This is a genomic window from Methanothermobacter sp. DP, assembly GCF_026692625.1.
Lineage (GTDB): Archaea > Methanobacteriota > Methanobacteria > Methanobacteriales > Methanothermobacteraceae > Methanothermobacter > Methanothermobacter marburgensis.
The window spans coordinates 944553-961158 of record NZ_CP113501.1 but is presented as its reverse complement, the minus strand read 5'-3'; the positions used below and the strand labels follow the sequence as shown (position 1 = coordinate 961158).

The following is a 16606-nucleotide window of genomic DNA, read 5'->3' as shown; positions in this document are numbered from 1 at the left end:
TTATTTAAATGAACACCCATATACCAACTAATCAGTTCATTTTACAGATAGCACCGGATGTGGTATATTGAAAACAATTGAGGAAATAAACCAGAAGATCAGGGATGGGGACGCTGTCGTCGTGACTGCAGCTGAGATGACGGCAATTGTGGCTGAAACCGGACCAGAAGCTGCTGCAAGGGAAGTTGATGTTGTTACAACCGGTACATTTGGTGCTATGTGTTCATCAGGCGCTTTCCTCAACTTTGGTCACTCTGATCCACCAATAAAGATGTCGAAAACGTACCTGAATGGTGTGGAGGCATATTCAGGACTTGCAGCTGTGGACGCATACATAGGGGCAACACAGCCCAACAGGGACCCTGAGATAGGCCTCAGCTATGGGGGTTCACATGTCATAGAGGACCTCATAAGGGGAAAGGAGATAGAACTGGTTGCAGAGGCCTACGGTACCGACTGCTACCCATTGAAGAGTGTGGAGACCCTCATAAGCCTTGATACGATAAACCAGGCGGTAATGGTGAACCCCAGAAACTGCTACCAGAACTATGCGGTTGCCGTCAATTCAACCCAGGAGACCCTCTACACCTACATGGGAACACTCCTCCCAAATTACGGTAATGTGACATATTCAAGTGCAGGGGAACTGAGCCCCCTCCTCAATGACCCATACTTCCAGACGATCGGTGTGGGCACAAAGATATTCCTCTGCGGTGCAGAGGGCTATATAATCGGGGAGGGCACACAGCACTCAACAGATGTGGATAGGAAGAATGGTGTTCCTGTTTCAGCTGCAGGGACCCTCATGGTCAGGGGTGATATGAAGGAGATGGACCCTGAATACGTGAGGGGGGCGACCATGCCACGGTACGGCCCCACACTCTATGTTGGGGCGGGGATACCCATACCAGTGCTCAATGAGGATATAGCGGCGGCAACAGGAATATCAGATGAGGAAATAGTCTGCAGGGTGATAGATTACGGTGTTCCAAGAAGATCAAGACCAGTTGTCATGGAAACAAACTATAAGGAGCTCAAATCAGGTAAAATTGAAATAAATGGTGTTGAGGTCCCAACATCCCCACTTTCATCACTTAAAAAGGCGAGGGAGATTGCAGAGGAACTTAAATCATGGATTCAAAGGGGAGATTTCTTCCTCACAGAACCCCTAAAACCCCTACCATCAAGGGGCCATTCCACAAAGCCACTTGAAATAAGGAGGCCCTCCATCATGGTGAGGGAACTCGAGAGCAAACCTGTGATAATGACCCATGAGGATGACGACCTCAGGGAGGTGGCGAGGAAGATGGTTGACAACAACATAAACCATATACCTGTTGTTGACAGCCAGGGCATCCTCAGGGGTATTGTGACATCATGGGACATTGCAGATGCGGTCGCAAGGGGCAAAAGAAGCCTTAAGGATGTAATGACCCGTAGAGTAATCGTAGCACGGGAAAATGAACCCGTTGACGTTGTTGCAAGACGCATAGATAAATATAACATATCAGGTTTACCGATAGTGGATGAGGAAAACCGTGTGAAGGGTATAATCACAGCAGAGGATATTTCAAGGCTGATAGGAAAACTGGAGAATAGGGGAGAGTCAATATGAAGGCCTGGCTTAAATTCTCACCTAATATCGTTAACAAATCCATAATCTCAGAGGCAATAAAGAGGTACGACATTGACTTCAACATACTCCGTGCCAACATCACACCCCGCGGGGGTAAGATGCTCGTTGAGATAAGCGGTCCGGAGGAGAAGGAGGGAATAGAGTTCATAGAGGATGCTGGAATTGAGGTTCACCCTGCAATGAGGGTGGTGAAGAAGGACAGGGAGAAGTGCGTTGACTGTGGGGCCTGCGTCTCGCTCTGTCCTGTGAGCGCAATATGCATCGAGGATGACTGGGAGATAAGAATTGACGACCAGAAGTGCATAGGATGCAGCTTCTGTGTGAACTCATGCCCTACAAGGGCCATAATGCTATTTGAATGAAACAAGGATCCGGTTTTCAGATCCTGAAGAACAGGTGAATTATGGTTCTCATAGTCGGTTCAGGGGCCTCAGGGGCAACCCTTGCAAGGGAACTTGCATTGAGAGGATTTGATGTTACCGTAATAGAAAGGGGTCCCTACGTTCAGGATGGGGATGCATTTCTGTGCTACGATGAGAGTTCAGATGACCCTGACATCCTTAAAACAAGCTGTGTGGGTGGATCGACACTCGTGGCAGCAGGTAACGCCGTAAGAGTCCTTGAGGACACGCTGAAGGATTATGGTGTTGATATAACAGATGATCTCGATGCCATTGAGAGGGAACTTGATGTGCGGGAACTCCCTGATACACACATTGGGAGGGGGACTGCACTCATCATGGATGCGGCAGAGTCCCTTGGACTTAAAATCAGGAGGATGCCAAAGTTCATAAGGCCCGAAAAATGCAGACCATGCGGTAAATGCTCCTTTGGCTGCCCCAGGAGTGCCAAATGGTCTGCAAGGGAATTAATGGATGAGGCCATTGAACACGGCGCGGTGCTGGTTAAGGAGACAGAGGCAAGGGATCTGATTCTGGAAGGGGGGAGGGTCAGGGGTCTTGAAACATCAGCAGGCAGTTTCCATGATGAAACCGTTGTCCTGGCAGCAGGGGCAGTTGAGACCCCCAGAATCCTAATGAGGGCAGGTATTGATGCAGGGAGAAAGTTCTTCATGGACACCTTCGTTACGGTGGGGGGCCTACTTGATGGGATCGGGTTCTGTGATGAGGTCCAGATGAATGCACTCATTGAAATGGACGGCTTCATACTCTCACCCCACTTCTCAACCCTCCTCTTTCCTGATAGGGATAGGGGTGACGTCCTGGGGCTCATGGTCAAGATAAGGGATGAGGCCTGCGGCCGTGTGGAGGCCGATAGGGTTGTGAAGCACCACACCCAGAGGGATGTGAGGTATCTCGCTGAGGGCGCTGCCCTTGCAGGGACGATTTTATCTGAGGCAGGTGTAAGGGCGGATACCCTACGATCCACCCGCCCCCGCGGAGCCCACCCTGGGGGTACAGCTGCCATAGGGGATGTTGTGGACGCAAACCTTCAAACATCCATTCAGGGCCTCTTCGTGGCCGATGCCAGTGTTCTGCCTGAGGCACCAGGGGCTCCGCCGATCCTCACCCTCATGGCACTTGCAAGGCGCCTTGCAAGGCACCTGACATCTGATATATAACATTTTATCTTTTTAAACGACCCTCTTTTTCTCTGCTCTATGGATCTACTGGAGACACAATTTTTTTAAAGGTCTTTTTCTGGAACCAAAAATCAATATAGGATGCTGAATATAATGTAGGGCAGGTGAAGATTATGAGGAAAGTACCGTTGAAATTTCTAACGATTCTTATTACACTTGCACTTTTCCTTTCATCTGTGCCCGTGGCTTCGGCACTCAAAACTGAGATCATCTATACTGGTACCGGTGGGGATGTATCAAAGAACTATTACATCAGGCACTACTCCCCTCACACATCGGTAACATCAGAGGTTTTTCAGGCCGCAAAAAAGGGCACGCCAATGTTCACATTTGGAAATGGTAGCAGGAAAGTTATAGTGGTTGCAGGGGTCCATGGAAATGAACTTCCAGCTTCAATTGCCGCTGTTAAACTCATAAATTATCTTTCAGGTAAAAGGATAAACGGAACGGTCTACGTTGTACCGTTCCTCATACCCTCATCCACTGCCAGAAGTTCCAGGTACTGGAATGGTAAGAACCTCAACAGCATTGCAAATGTGAGGGGCACACCATCCAACAGGATAGTTCAGCTGGCTGCTTCAAGGGGTGTGTGTGCCGTGGGGGACTTCCACTCAACAAGGCCCGGTGGAGTGCCGGGGAAAACATCGATTCTCTGCACAAGGATACCCACTTATGAGAGCTACAGGATGGCATCCTATATGAGCCGCTACAGCGGATCAGCCCTCATACCATCACAGGTGGCAGGTAAGGATTATCCTGGGGCCCTTGAGGATGTCTGCAACCTTGCAGGTATCCCCGCAGTTACAGCTGAGGTCAGATCCCCCCATGGTTCGGTTGCATCGGGGAGTGTTACAAAATCCTACACCCAGATGATAGCCTTCCTGAAGTACAACGGCATCATCTGATGAGGTCATGCAGGGAAAATATCGGGTGTTCAAGGCTTCTGAAAGAGGTAATTATCGGGAACTTCCAGAGCCGAAGTCTTAGACAAAGGCATCTAGGAATAACCTATTCCTTCCTTTTTAATGGAACATTATCTGCATTCGTTTTTTGCAGAAAAAACATATCAATTAAAGAGATGAAGAGGTTAAATTAAAAAAGAGATTTTTGACACATCTATGTTATGAGGTCCTTTATGAACTGGACCACAGTGTCAATGAGACTCTCACCCACCTTAACAGATGATGGGAACACCATCTTGCTCTTATCTGTGTGGTTCTGGATTATCTGTGCAAACATCAGTGTGTACTCGTCCCTTCCAAGCTTCTTATCACCCACTGAGACATAGGCTGGAAGCCTCCTGTTGGTCTTTGTGAATTCATAGACCCTCCTTGCGGCGTCACGGTACTCGGCCCTTGTGAGTGTCCCGGTGTAGGTGTTGCTTGATGAACTGGCGTCGCATATTGCAGTTGTGTTCTTTCTGATGGGAAGCCCTGCTATGTACTGGGATGCAAGGTAGACCCACTCCTCCCTAGCCATTTCGGTCGTGTTACCACTGACTATGCGGCGGGCATCTGCTGAGAGTGTGGTTGGATCGATTTCATGCCTTGCGATGTACACTGATGAATTCACTGTCCTCAGGTGCTCACCATCTGCAGAGTAGGCGTGGTCGATGAGGTTCATTGCTGTGAAGTGAATCTGCTGGCTCTGGGGTAAAACCTTTGGTTCCAGGAGAAGGATACCCGAAGTCTTGAGGTACTCTGAGGGTTTACTGATACCTGCAAAGTAGACGTTTGAGAAGTTATCATCCCAGGCCCTTGATAGGTAGCTGGTCTTCTCAAGATTGAGGCTACCGTAGTTCACATAGGCCACCCCGTCGAGCCTGGAGGCGTATGATCTGAGGTAACCTGATTTTATCCCTGAGATGGTGCTGTACATCGTCCCGGGACATGCGGCTGCTATGTAAACGGCAAGGGAGCCTGGGGGGGCATTCTTAATGGCACGGTCGGCTTCCCCGGGGGCCGGTGACCTCTCATCTATTATAACCCTGGCTGACCCTGCTATCTCTGCCTTTATGGATTCCATGAGTGTTCTTCCATTAACACCATTCAACCTGTCTGAGCTTATATATATGGTCTCTGGCGTACCTGAAGCGTAGCGGTTCATTATAACAGATGTGGTTGGATAGCATGATGACCAGAGAACCGTTCCATTGACTCTAACTGATGCGGATGTGGAGAATACGCCTGATTTCCAGAGTGTCATCGCCACGGGGAGAAGCGACCTGGGTGCCATGACACTGGGTCCTGATTTTGGCTGGAGGGCGCTCAGTGTGGCTGAATCACTGCCATACCACACCCTCTGGTAGGGTATGCCAAGACCCTTCAGTGATGATGAGGGTATGGCTGATGCTGGGGCGCATATGATTATCTTCTTGGGCTTCAAACGCTTTATCTCTGTTTTTGTGGCTGATGGCAGCGTCTTTCCACTTATAAGAAGGGGGGCATCATTTTTTATTGCAGCATAGGCTGCTGAGATGTCTGACCCCGTTCCAAGGACAACCACGTTGCTCCTGCTCCAGTAACGTGCAAGTGAGGATGTCCTTGCAGGGATACGGGTTCCGTTAACCTTGACGTCACCAACAACAACTGTGTCCATCCCCTTAACATACTTGAGGACGGATTTCTCTGGACTGTAACTGCTCACCACAAGCCCGCTTTTTGTATGGGCTGCCGCAGGTGCCGTTATAATGGCATGGGATGAATCGGTTACAAAAACAGCACCGGCTGCAGGTGATACAAGAAACAGGAACATGATGACCAGTGCAGATACCTTAATCTCTCTCATGGAATCACCCTAAAACTGGGATTCTATCTCCTCGCTCTCAATGAGGCGCTCACAGTAATAGCATCGCAGCATCACAGGTTCCTTTGATATGACATAGAACCGGTTCTCAACGCCCTCATCGCTGTTTGTGATACAGTTGGGGTTGGGGCACCTCAGAATGCCCCTAACCTCATCCAGAAGCCTCACCTTGGCCTTTTCAACAATCTTGTAATCCCTTATGATGTTTATGGTGGCCCGCGGGGCTATCAGGGCTATCTGATCCACCTCGGATGACTCAAGTTCCCTGTTCTCTATCTTAACAATATCCTTGGAGCCAAGCTGGGATGAATCCATGTTCATGGCAACCGTCACCTTGCTCCTTCCATCGGGTAATCCAAGGATATTGAGCACATTGAGGGCCCTGTTGGCGGTTATATGGTCTATAACCGTCCCGTTCTTTATTGGTTTGACCCGCAGTTCAAAGGGTTTCTTCATCTTATACCCACCTTCAGATCACCTTCTCCCCAGATTGAAGGTTTCAATGAACTTTGCATACACCGGCCTTGTTATGAACACACCTATAAGCACCCCAAGGACGGTGGTGAATGCGAAACCTGAAAGGAGACCTATACCGGTGGCACCCCTTGAAAAGCCCACGTAGGCCAGCGGAAGCATTGCGGCTATCAGGGTACCTGCAGATGCGAATATTATGAAGAAGGCGTCCTTTATCCTGAACTTACGTCTGGTTCTCCTGCCCTCACCTGCCAGCACCTCGTCTGTTATGATGATCTGGTCATCCACCCCGGTACCTATGGCTGCCAGTATACCTGCTATTGCAGCAAGGTCAATGTTCCACCTTATAACAGCAGCCGCGCCCAGTATGATTATGAGTTCCGCAAGGGTCGTCATGAAGATGGGCACAACCAGGAGGGGGGTCCTGTAGCGTATTATGAGTATGACGGCAATTGCAAGGACAGCGAGGAGTCCTGCGATGAGTGCACCCTCTGCAAACTGTTTTCCAAGTTCCGCAGATACACTGCTCACACCAACAATTTTAACCTTCACAGGAAGAGACCCTGATTTCAGGAGGGTCTCTATCTCCTTGGCCTGGGCTTCAGCCTCTTCCTTGCTGTTCTCAGCCCCTGTTATCCGGACATCTGTGGTTGGTTTTCCTGTTGCAACCTCCGGTGAAATCTCAGGGGAGGTGATCAGACGGTCATCCAGGTACATGTTGACTGGTTGCCCTGCTTTGCCCCTGGCTGCCTCAGCGAACCTCTGAGCCCCTGCAGTTGAAAGCTTGAAGGGCACCTCCCATTCATTGGCTGTGATTATGGGTGCCTGGACACTCACAATATCCGCCCCTGTAAGGACGGTCTCGTTTCCTATCCTGGCCTCAAATTTACCGGGTTTCCCAACTATGTCTGCAACCTGATCAGGCTGGACACCTGCAATTTCAACTATGACGTTCTGATCGCCACTGGCACGCACCTTCACGTCCTTGACACCGAATATGTTGAGCCTCTTGTCCAGCACGCTTGTCACTGTATTCATTGTGGCAGCATCCACTGGCTTTTCAAGCTGTATCTGTATGAGCGAACCCCCCTTGAGGTCAAGACCCTGCTGGATCCCCAGGGTTGACACCGCAGCTATACTGCCTGCAACAAGGACAAGGAGAAGTATAACCCTGTAATCTTTGAGGAATTTTGAAACCTTCCTGTTCATGCTTTAACCTCCAGGTACCACCTCAGAATTCCAAGGTTCATGAGCCAGGTGGTTATGATGTCTGCAAGGAGCCCTATTATGAGCACAGCGGCTATGTTACTCAGGACCTGTGCCTCTGGCATAAGGAAGACAGTGACCAGGTACAGGGCTGTCATTGAGGCTATGGCTGATATGGACATGGTGAGCCCTGTCTTCAGGGCCCCGAGAGCCCTCTGGTTGATGTCCCCCTTTTTCTGCTTCAGGACCCTTGTTGTGAGGAGAATATCCGTGTCCACACTGTAACCTATGAGCATGAGTATGGCCCCCACTGAGGCGAGGGAGAGGGGTATGCCGAAGAGTGACATCCCACCAACCGCTATTATTATGTCGGAAGCTGCTGCAAGGATAACAGCGATGGAGGGTATCGGGTCCCGGAATACTATGAAGACGGTGATCGACATGAAGAGGAATGCAAATCCAACGGCCCAGTATATCTGATTCAGTGCCTGCTTGCTCAGGACAGGGCCTACTGACTTGTAACTGTTTATGGTTGCGGTTCCCTTAAGGGCATCACTCACCCTGACAACATCCACATCGGTACCGAACTGTACCGTCGCCCTTTTACCTGTCACAGAGAGCACCTTCACATCATCCAGGCCCAGTTCACCCTTGAGGAGTGATTCCAGTTCCGGACCACTGATGCTCTTCTCAAGGGTGAGGTCTGCGAGCGCCCCGCCCCTGAGGTCCACGCTTTCATTGAGACCATGGAAAACCACAAGGAGAAGGGCCAGCAGTGTTATTGCTGCAGGTATTGCTATGAGCGGCTTGTATGATCTGAATATCCTATCAAACAATGTTATCACCTGATCTCTCTGGCAGTTCATCACCTGGAGCTGTATATCTTCAGGTCCTTTTCTGCCATAATCTTGAGTGTATCCTCCCTTACCTGGATAAGTTCCTTTCCGCCGGTTTTCTGCATGAAGAAGTTCACTATACGGCCTCCACGGGCCCTTATCTTTTCAGACATGCGTTCGATTACCCCCTCACCACCCTGTCTGCTCATGGTTGTAAAGGGTATCACGTCCTTTCCCATGAAATCTGCCCTGTCAATGAATGTTATCACTGCAGGTGAGGGCTTTCCGGCCCAGGTTGGGGTGCCAATGTATATGAGGTCATATTCTGAGAGTTCAACCCTTTCTGGACTGATCGGGGTTTTTGATTCCCTAAGCGCATCTATTGAGGACTTAAAACTACTTAAAAATCCTTTTCTATCCTTAAGATCCTTGATTTCAATTAGATCAGCATTCAATTCCTCTGCAAGTGTCTTTGCCACCATTGCAGTGTTTCCTGTGCGTGAATAGTAGATCACACATGTCTTCATCGTATCACTCAGCTTCATCACCTAACAGATAATCTGATCCATTTATTTATAATATAATTTTCTGTTCACTTAATATTTCCCTTGAATCCAGAATCTCATGGATGCATTCCAGGGAAGTCAAGGCCCTCCACCTCACTGAATCCACACATTATGTTCATGTTCTGTATGGCCTGACCTGAGGCACCCTTCACAAGGTTGTCTATGGCAGAGACTATAACGGCCCTCTGGTTATCATCCACCTCAAAGCATCCTATGTGGCAGAAGTTTGAACCCCTCACGGCACTGAGCACAGGCATCCCATCGACAACCCTGACAAAGGGTTCTCCATCGTAGAAGCCCTGGAATATCTCCCTGAGTTCATCCTGACTGAGGTCCTCACTGAGGAAGGCGTGTGCGGTTGTGAGGATGCCCCTGGTTACCGGGACAAGGTGTGGGGTGAAGCTGAGCCTCACAGGGTTGAACCTTGAAAGTTCCTGCCTTATTTCAGGTGTGTGCCTGTGTCTTGTCACGTTGTAGGCGGTAACATTGTCACTGCATTCAGGGTAGTGAGTGAGGGGGGTTGGCTTCACACCGGCACCACTCACACCTGTCTTTGAATCAATTATGAATGTGTCAGCAAGCTTCTCATAAACCAGGGGGAGACATGCAAGTATTGCACCTGTGGGAAAACATCCGGGATTCGCCACAAGATCTGCAGATTCTATCTCCTCCCGGTGAATCTCGGGAAGACCATAGACAGCTTCAAGGGGTTTTTCATGTTTGATCCCATACCACTCCTCATAGGTACTTGTGTCCTGGAACCTGTAGTCCCCGCTGAGATCCACAACCCGCATACCCCTCTCTAGCAGATCAGGAACGATCTTCATGGAGGCTCCATGTGGGGTGGCCGTGAAAACGATATCCGCGTCCATTTTTTCCATGGACTCCTCGAATTTCAGGTCAGTGTCCTGGAGGTGGGGATGTACCCGCGATACAGGAAGACCCCTGTACTGCCTTGAGGTTGCAGCCACCACCTCCACCTTACTGTGGTTATAAAGTAATCTGAGGAGTTCACCACCTGTATATCCGCTGGCTCCAATAATACCCGCACTGATCACGTCAATCACCTTTGCTAATTTATTAGTAATTTGGTGGAATGCATTTAAATAAGGTTGTATTCTGCTTAAATGGACCAAAAACTTATAAATGGAGTGGCATAGAATTCTTGAATGTCCACGGGGGAGAGTTACCCCCACAATGGAGGCGGTAAAATTAAGCGTCACTCGATATTTGCAGTGCTGCTACTTCTTGGAGTGGCAGTGTTGCCTGCAGGGTATGTGAGTGCAGCTGATTCAAATGTAACATCCAATGCAACGGTTAACAGCACAGCAGCCAGCACATCTGCGTACACAAAGGTATCTCCATCAACAACAGTGAGCTACACCTACCACGACTATGTCCCGTATACTGTGAGGGTGAAGGTTTCCTACATGAAACCCTACACAGTGAAGGTTAAGACACCCATAAAGAGGTACTACTACAGGAAGGGAAAGTACAGGGTGAGGTACGTCTACAGCTACACCTATGTGACCAAGTACCGTAAAACCTACAGATGGGTTACAGAGACACGCTACAGAAAGGTTACTCGGATCGGGTATGCTGAGATGGGTGATTACCTCAGGGAAACAGAAAACTGCCAGGTTTCGGATCCTGAAATTTCTTCTCTAAGTTCTAACCTGACTTCAGGATGCACTTCAACCTATGAGAAAGCTGTCCGCATATTCAACTGGGTCAGGGATAATATAGACTACAGCTTCTACTACAACACAAAAAACGGTGCGGTTGAGACACTCCACAAGCGGTCAGCCAACTGCTGTGACCACACACATCTTCTGGTTGCTCTTTCAAGGGCTGCAAACATACCCGCAAGGTACATGCATGGCAAATGCGTATTTAGAAGCGGAAACACCTATGGACACGTCTGGGGACAGTTATATATCAACGGAAAATGGTATGACGCAGACGCAACAAGCTTCTCAAACACGCTCGGCACAATAAAAAACTGGGACACTTCCAGCGCATTCATAAAGGGTGTTTACGCAGAATTACCATTCTAGAATCTCAAATATCCAATTTTTTATTTTTTTAGCAGTTTTTCAGGGCGTCCTCATTAAATTCCATATTCCGTATCCTTTTTATTATCTTACAAGTACTGTCAAGTTCTGATCTTCTGTATTTGCCCACCCTTTTAACCTCACACTTAAGGCCCCTTCTCCTGAGTTCATCCCTCAGTTCATCGATATCGAACTTCTGATCGGGGCCTATGGCAATTATATCAGGCTTTAGCCTGTGGACTATCTCAAACATATCGGTTTCACTTCCAAGGTAGGCATCGTCAACGGGTTTGAGCATCCTTACAACTTCAAGTCTCTGCCTTTCACCTATGATGGGCGTCCTCTTGCGCGCCCTTACTGTGGAGTCCCTTGCAAGTACAACCACCAGTCTGGCGTTTTCTCCCCCAAGTTTCTTTGCCTCCTCAAGGAAAAACCCGTGGCCAGGGTGGATTATGTCAAATGTGCCTGTTGCCATGACGGTTTTAATTTCAGTTCGCTTATCAATGGATCCGTTCATTTCAGTTCCTGATATTTTAAGGCCTCCCTGAAGTCTATCTTGCCCTTATAAATCGCTGAACCAATAACAACACCCGCTGCACCTGTTTTCTGGAGCTTATCAATGTCCTGAATGCTGCTAACACCTCCTGAGTAAACAACGGGTACATCAACGGCATTCACAAGCTCAATCACAGGTTCTGGATCAAATCCAGAGAGAAGACCCTCAAAGTCCACATTTGTAAAGAGTATACTTCCAGCCCCTTTCTCCTGGAGTTTTCTGCCCATTTCCACTGCTGTATGTTCTATATTCTCTGTCCATCCCCTTATAACAACCTTTGAGTTTCTGCTATCGAGTGAGACCATTATACGGTCTGAACCGTATTCCCCTGAGAGATCCCCTATAACCTCAGGGTTTTCGATGGCCATGGTGCCGAGTATTATCCTCTCAAAGCCCATATCCAGGAGTTCAGAGGCATATACCTTACTTCTTATTCCCCCACCTATCTGGAGTGGTACAGAGACCCTTTCTGTGATTTCTTTAAGGATATCGGTATTCCTCTCTGAACCCAGGGCACCGTCAAGGTCAACCACATGGATGGTCTCAGCACCCAGGGATTCCCATCTCTCTGCCACACCAGCAGGGTCATCAATCACAACCTGCTCGGTACCTGGCTTTCCCTGCACAAGCTGGACGCATTTACCGTTTCTTATATCAACAGCTGGAATTATGAGCATTCTATCCTTTCTGAAGGTCATATTAATCACGGATGCAATGTAATGTAAGAGGGGTATTAGAAAATCCATTGAAATATTATCCTCTTGTTCTAATACCCAGTTTTCACTGAAAATATTTAAGAATTTCACCAACATATATTAGGACATAGATAGGTGTTTGCAATGAGCGGTTTAAGGGCCCTCATCAGGGAATACAGGAAGATCACAGACAATGAAATCAAATCTGAAACAGGAAATGGAACTCTTATGGGTCCAAGGGGCCCCTTGAAGGAGAGTATAGAGTTCAGAGACCTCCTGAATCCAAGTAGAAGGTATTTTTCAGCTTTCAAAGAGGATGATAAGTATGTATCCAGCTTCCGCCTAGGCCACTTCAATATCCCTGATATAATCGCGGGGTCAGCTGCAGGTGTCTCATACATTGGGGGCATGAACCTTGGAAGGGCGCTCATAAAGGAGGGCCTTGCAGATGACACGAGATCACTGGGGGAGTTAATGCTGGAGCATAAACTCGGGATACTTGACGTGATATCTGAAGAGGGGGACGGAAGGCACCTCACGATGGATATAAGGGTCTATGAGTGCATCGAGTGTTCGGGCCTTCCAAACATCGGACGTCCCATCTGCTTCTTTGAGGCAGGCATAATAGCAGGGGCCCTCTCTGAGATACTTGGGGGAAGGGTTGATGCATATGAGAGGCGCTGCTGGACCAATGGCTACTCGTTCTGCCAGTTTGATGTGAGGGCCAGAATCTGATCAAGTGCTGTTTCAGTAGAGAATTATAAATCAACTTGAACTATTTTTCATGCCGTTCCAGTAGAGAATTATAACCCCGGTGAGCATCACAATTCCAGAAACCACCTGCATGGCTGAAAAGGGTTCATTCAGGATTAAAAACGCAAATATGGCCCCAAAGAGTGACGATAGGGGGAACAGGGACCCCACCATCGCCGCGCCTATCTCCCTTACTGCAATGTAGATAAGGATGAATGAGCAGCCTATACTGAAAATCGAAACCATGAGTGCATAGGGGAGCATTTCAGTTGGAAGAGCTGTGCTCAAACCGAGAATCAGCATGATAATCAGGAGCAGAAAGCCCCCCACCGAACTTTTGATACCTGAAAGAAGGATGAGGTCTCTTTTTTTGCTTAAAAATTTACTGAGGACTGTGTCAAGGCTCCAGAAGAAGGCCGCCGAGATAACAAGGAGGTTGCCGCTCAGCGCCACATTGTTGAAGAGGCTCTGAAACTCACCCTCACTGACGAGGTAGGCGGCGCCACCTATGAGAAGCATTATTCCAAGGAGGTCCTTAAATTTAAGCGTCTCCCTGAAAATCAGGTAACCTAAGATAATAATGAAGAGGACCTCAATGTTTAAGGAGGGATGCATTAACGGCTGTTGTCTCACCAAGACCTGTAAGGAAAAGCACAGGTGCAATAACCGTACTGAGGAGTGCTGTGAGGAGGAGTAAAAGGTAATCCCTTCCGGTTATTCTGCTCTCTATCCCACCTGTTCTGTTTAACACGTCAAGTATATTCTCTTTTAGGGGTGACTGCCTCACCATGAAAAGAAAAATGCCCGCAATGAGGTATGTGTAGGCCCCGATGGTTATGGGGTGCATCTCAGATAACATTATCTTGTCAAGGGTTGCTGACATACCAAAGAAGACCGTTGCAGTTATGATACTTAGATAACCCCATAGCCGTCGCATACCTCCACCCCGGAGTGAGTGAATCATCAAAATATAACTTGTGGATCACATATAAAACATGGCATGATATCATGGTTCAGATATCGCTGACGCAGCCTATAAAAGGAGTGTATGTTATTTCAGGAGTCATGCTTCATAGTCAGATGTTCATCAATAACGAATTAAAGCATCCATTGCTCTGTAACATTGTTCAGGGGGATCTAATATGAAGAAGATAGCACTTAAGGTTGCATATATCGGTACCAACTATCACGGGTTTCAGAGACAGCCTGATGTCCCCACTGTGGAGGGAAAACTCCTTGATGCCCTGAAAGAGGCCGGTGTAATCAGAAGTCCTGGAGAGTCCCGCTTCCAGATAGCAGGCAGGACTGACAGGGGTGTCCATGCACTGGGGAATTTCGTGAGCTTCTTTACAGAAGAGGAGATCCATGTGAACCAGATAAACGACCTCCTCCCCCCTGACATAAAGGTCCTTGCCTGGGCATCTGTAATGTACCCGTTCAAGGTGCGCTACCCCCTTGAGAGACACTACCGCTACATTCTACACAGGGGGGAGTCCATGGATATTGATGCAATGAACGAGGCAGCTGAACACTTCAGAGGCACCCACGACTTCAGCAACTTCTCGAGGAGGAGGGACAGGAATCCCATAAGAAAAATAAATGATGTCAGAGTATCAGAAGATGAGAACTCCATCCTGGTGGACGTCTACGGTGAAAGCTTCCTCTGGCAGATGGTACGCAAAATGGTGAGAGTCCTCCTACTGGTTTCAGAGGGGGAACTATCTCCAGAGGATGTTGCAAAACTTCTGGATACAGAAGAAAGGGTTTTCATAGACCCGGCGCCCCCTGAGAACCTCATCCTCATGGACCTCAAATATGGGGTTAAGATAAAACTCAGGCATGATGAATATGCCATTGAACGTTTCAGATCCCTTCTTGAAGAGGAATTCCGGAGGTACCGTGACATGTCAATGGTCAGGAGGGTTATGGGAGATTCCCTGAAACATATACGCGACTCTGACTGAGTTCCCCTCTGGTTTATCCAAAACTCTAAATAATTTATTAATAAATATAGTAACCAGGGAAGCGATAATTCTGGAGGATCATAATCTGCAGCAGAATGGAAATTCTGATAGGGGTGCTGCGAAACCCCTAACGATAGTTGGTGTTGATCCTGGCCTCACGGTTGGCCTGGCAGTCCTAGACCTGGAGGGGAGACTTCTCTACCTTGGAAGCATGAAGGAGGCCTCAAGGTCCAGCATAATAGAGGAGATAATAGAATATGGAAAACCCATAGTTGTCGCATCGGACGTATATCCCCCTCCCGGAGCGGTTAAAAGGATCGCTTCAATGCTCAACGCTAAATTATATACTCCGGAGAAGGTTTTAACGGTATCATTCAAGAATGAACTGGTATCAGAATTTCTAAGGGAATCTGAGAATGCACCGGAAAACTCCCATGAAAGGGACGCCCTTGCAGCGGCTTTGAGGGCCTACAGGCATTATGAAAAGAAACTGAGACAGATCGATAGGAAGGTCGAGGGGGCTGGCCTCACAGCAGGGGAAACCCTTGAGGTCAAGGGCCTGGTTATAATGGGAAAACCAGTTGCAGAAGCAATAAGATCACTTAAAGAAATTGGAGAGCCAAATAAAATCTCTTCTGGGGTTATGGGTGAGTTTTCTGAGACAGAAACCTCCGAATTTTCAGCTGAGGATGAAAAATCCCACGGAGACGTTGAAAAACTCAGGAGGACCATAAGGACTCAGCGTTCAACTATAAGGCACCAGAGGCTGACAATTGAAAAACTCAAAAGGGAGGGGAGGTCCCTTAAGGAAAGGATAAGCAAACTCGAGAAGGAGAAGTCAAAGCTGAAGTCAAAGCTTGAAAGGTTACAGTATGAATATTCAAGGGACCTTCTACTTAACCGGGAGTTATCACATAAACTCAAGGTCATTGAAAAGCTTCAGAGGAAATACACGAGGGAGCGGGAACGCAGGGAAGCCCTTGAGAGGGACCTTGACGCACTGCTTCAGATAAAGGACATGGAGTCATCGGAAAACACATCACCTGTGAAGATAATTGATAGCTTCACAAGGGAGGGTATAAGGAGCGCATGTTCCCGGTGGAAGATAAAGAGGGGTGACGTGCTTCTACTCAGAAGTTCCGAGGGCGGGGGCTCACAGACTGCAAGGATATTAAGGGACCTGAAACCCTGTGCCATTATAACAGAGGACAGAATGTCCCACCAGGCCCTTGAGGTTTTCGAGGAGGCCGAAGTGCCTGTCATATCCAGGGAATCCCTTGATATTCAGATACATGATGATTTCGGCTCAGTTAAAACTCAAGATTTAAATAGAGAAATTAAAAAATGGAAACACAGATTAAATGAAAAGAGAAAGAAAAGAGAAGAAGAGGAGCTTCTGAGGGTAATAACTGAATACAGGGCTCAGAGAAGAAGAAATCATTAATGAGACTTTTCAAG

18 protein-coding genes are annotated in these 16606 nt (G+C 48.1%); 8 read left to right on the top strand and 10 right to left on the bottom strand.

Annotation, left to right across the window (positions count from 1 at the left end; all coding sequences use genetic code 11):
* Positions 1-67 precede the first annotated feature (67 nt).
* From OXN82_RS05150 to OXN82_RS05135, 4 genes are all read left to right on the top strand, one after another.
* Positions 68-1615 carry a homocysteine biosynthesis protein gene (locus tag OXN82_RS05150; RefSeq protein WP_321210907.1) on the top strand — a complete coding sequence of 516 codons (1548 nt, stop codon included), beginning with the start codon at positions 68-70 and terminating at the stop codon, positions 1613-1615.
* Positions 1612-1998 (top strand): 4Fe-4S binding protein, encoded by a 387-nt coding sequence (locus OXN82_RS05145; RefSeq protein WP_321210906.1) that lies wholly within the window; start codon positions 1612-1614, stop codon positions 1996-1998. Before OXN82_RS05150 ends, OXN82_RS05145 begins: the two co-directional genes overlap by 4 nt.
* A 41-nt stretch (positions 1999-2039) precedes the next feature.
* Positions 2040-3218: a GMC family oxidoreductase gene (locus OXN82_RS05140; RefSeq protein WP_321210905.1), complete on the top strand. Its 1179-nt coding sequence runs from the start codon at positions 2040-2042 to the stop codon at positions 3216-3218.
* A gap of 134 nt (positions 3219-3352) precedes the next feature.
* Complete coding sequence (locus OXN82_RS05135) at positions 3353-4144, top strand: succinylglutamate desuccinylase/aspartoacylase family protein (protein ID WP_321210904.1); 792 nt, start codon at positions 3353-3355, stop codon at positions 4142-4144.
* A gap of 211 nt (positions 4145-4355) precedes the next feature.
* Here OXN82_RS05135 and OXN82_RS05130 read toward each other — a convergent pair whose 3' ends face one another.
* The 6 genes from OXN82_RS05130 to argC form a co-directional block, all read right to left on the bottom strand.
* Positions 4356-6026: a pseudomurein-binding repeat-containing protein gene (locus OXN82_RS05130; protein ID WP_321210903.1), complete on the bottom strand. Its 1671-nt coding sequence runs from the start codon at positions 6024-6026 to the stop codon at positions 4356-4358.
* A gap of 9 nt (positions 6027-6035) precedes the next feature.
* Positions 6036-6500 (bottom strand): aspartate carbamoyltransferase regulatory subunit, encoded by a 465-nt coding sequence (pyrI, locus tag OXN82_RS05125; protein WP_321210902.1) that lies wholly within the window; start codon positions 6498-6500, stop codon positions 6036-6038.
* Positions 6501-6518: 18 nt separating this feature from the next.
* Positions 6519-7727 (bottom strand): preprotein translocase subunit SecD, encoded by a 1209-nt coding sequence (locus OXN82_RS05120; protein WP_321210901.1) that lies wholly within the window; start codon positions 7725-7727, stop codon positions 6519-6521.
* Positions 7724-8560, bottom strand: a complete 837-nt coding sequence (locus OXN82_RS05115; RefSeq protein WP_370004357.1) for a protein translocase subunit SecF — start codon at positions 8558-8560, stop codon at positions 7724-7726. The genes OXN82_RS05120 and OXN82_RS05115 overlap by 4 nt, the downstream gene beginning before the upstream one ends.
* Before the next feature lie 29 nt (positions 8561-8589).
* A complete protein-coding gene (locus OXN82_RS05110) occupies positions 8590-9087 on the bottom strand; it encodes a flavodoxin family protein (protein WP_321210900.1) in 498 nt (165 codons plus the stop codon).
* A gap of 95 nt (positions 9088-9182) precedes the next feature.
* A complete protein-coding gene (gene argC / locus OXN82_RS05105; protein WP_321210899.1) occupies positions 9183-10184 on the bottom strand; it encodes an N-acetyl-gamma-glutamyl-phosphate reductase in 1002 nt (333 codons plus the stop codon).
* A 111-nt stretch (positions 10185-10295) separates the two neighbouring features.
* On the opposite strand from argC, the gene OXN82_RS05100 reads away from it, so the two are divergent.
* Entirely contained in the window at positions 10296-11183 is an 888-nt protein-coding gene (locus OXN82_RS05100; RefSeq protein WP_321210898.1) for a transglutaminase family protein, read from the top strand.
* A gap of 28 nt (positions 11184-11211) precedes the next feature.
* On the opposite strand, the gene OXN82_RS05095 is transcribed toward OXN82_RS05100, so the two are convergent.
* On the bottom strand, positions 11212-11667 hold the full coding sequence (locus OXN82_RS05095; RefSeq protein ID WP_321212161.1) for an adenylyltransferase/cytidyltransferase family protein: 456 nt from the start codon (positions 11665-11667) through the stop codon (positions 11212-11214).
* Positions 11668-11693: 26 nt separating this feature from the next.
* The gene (gene hisA / locus OXN82_RS05090) at positions 11694-12434 is read right to left on the bottom strand and encodes a 1-(5-phosphoribosyl)-5-[(5-phosphoribosylamino)methylideneamino]imidazole-4-carboxamide isomerase (RefSeq protein ID WP_321212160.1); all 741 of its coding nucleotides are present in this window, start codon (positions 12432-12434) and stop codon (positions 11694-11696) included.
* A gap of 141 nt (positions 12435-12575) precedes the next feature.
* On the opposite strand from hisA, the gene OXN82_RS05085 reads away from it, so the two are divergent.
* Positions 12576-13166, top strand: a complete 591-nt coding sequence (locus OXN82_RS05085) for a V4R domain-containing protein (RefSeq protein WP_321210897.1) — start codon at positions 12576-12578, stop codon at positions 13164-13166.
* Positions 13167-13196: 30 nt separating this feature from the next.
* Here the strand turns inward: OXN82_RS05085 and OXN82_RS05080 are convergent, their stop codons facing one another.
* The gene (locus OXN82_RS05080) at positions 13197-13799 is read right to left on the bottom strand and encodes a DMT family transporter (RefSeq protein ID WP_321210896.1); all 603 of its coding nucleotides are present in this window, start codon (positions 13797-13799) and stop codon (positions 13197-13199) included.
* Positions 13777-14121: a DMT family transporter gene (locus tag OXN82_RS05075; RefSeq protein WP_321210895.1), complete on the bottom strand. Its 345-nt coding sequence runs from the start codon at positions 14119-14121 to the stop codon at positions 13777-13779. The genes OXN82_RS05080 and OXN82_RS05075 overlap by 23 nt, the downstream gene beginning before the upstream one ends.
* Before the next feature lie 205 nt (positions 14122-14326).
* Here OXN82_RS05075 and truA point away from each other — a divergent pair, with 205 nt between their 5' ends.
* Positions 14327-15148 carry a tRNA pseudouridine(38-40) synthase TruA gene (truA, locus tag OXN82_RS05070; protein ID WP_321210894.1) on the top strand — a complete coding sequence of 274 codons (822 nt, stop codon included), beginning with the start codon at positions 14327-14329 and terminating at the stop codon, positions 15146-15148.
* Positions 15129-16592, top strand: coding sequence for a DUF460 domain-containing protein (locus OXN82_RS05065; protein ID WP_321212159.1), 1464 nt, complete (start codon positions 15129-15131; stop codon positions 16590-16592). The genes truA and OXN82_RS05065 overlap by 20 nt, the downstream gene beginning before the upstream one ends.
* Positions 16593-16606: the final 14 nt, after the last annotated feature.

What these genes read in the sequence shown, in the direction of transcription:
- OXN82_RS05145 (WP_321210906.1), top strand. Translation starts at nt 1,612, where the DNA reads ATGAAGGCCTGGCTTAAATTCTCACCTAATATCGTTAACAAATCCATA.
- OXN82_RS05140 (WP_321210905.1), top strand. Translation starts at nt 2,040, where the DNA reads ATGGTTCTCATAGTCGGTTCAGGGGCCTCAGGGGCAACCCTTGCAAGG.
- OXN82_RS05135 (WP_321210904.1), top strand. Translation starts at nt 3,353, where the DNA reads ATGAGGAAAGTACCGTTGAAATTTCTAACGATTCTTATTACACTTGCA.
- OXN82_RS05130 (WP_321210903.1), bottom strand. Translation starts at nt 6,026, where the DNA reads ATGAGAGAGATTAAGGTATCTGCACTGGTCATCATGTTCCTGTTTCTT.
- pyrI (WP_321210902.1), bottom strand. Translation starts at nt 6,500, where the DNA reads ATGAAGAAACCCTTTGAACTGCGGGTCAAACCAATAAAGAACGGGACG.
- OXN82_RS05120 (WP_321210901.1), bottom strand. Translation starts at nt 7,727, where the DNA reads ATGAACAGGAAGGTTTCAAAATTCCTCAAAGATTACAGGGTTATACTT.
- OXN82_RS05110 (WP_321210900.1), bottom strand. Translation starts at nt 9,087, where the DNA reads ATGAAGACATGTGTGATCTACTATTCACGCACAGGAAACACTGCAATG.
- OXN82_RS05100 (WP_321210898.1), top strand. Translation starts at nt 10,296, where the DNA reads ATGTCCACGGGGGAGAGTTACCCCCACAATGGAGGCGGTAAAATTAAG.
- hisA (WP_321212160.1), bottom strand. Translation starts at nt 12,434, where the DNA reads ATGACCTTCAGAAAGGATAGAATGCTCATAATTCCAGCTGTTGATATA.
- OXN82_RS05085 (WP_321210897.1), top strand. Translation starts at nt 12,576, where the DNA reads ATGAGCGGTTTAAGGGCCCTCATCAGGGAATACAGGAAGATCACAGAC.
- OXN82_RS05080 (WP_321210896.1), bottom strand. Translation starts at nt 13,799, where the DNA reads ATGCATCCCTCCTTAAACATTGAGGTCCTCTTCATTATTATCTTAGGT.
- OXN82_RS05075 (WP_321210895.1), bottom strand. Translation starts at nt 14,121, where the DNA reads ATGCGACGGCTATGGGGTTATCTAAGTATCATAACTGCAACGGTCTTC.
- truA (WP_321210894.1), top strand. Translation starts at nt 14,327, where the DNA reads ATGAAGAAGATAGCACTTAAGGTTGCATATATCGGTACCAACTATCAC.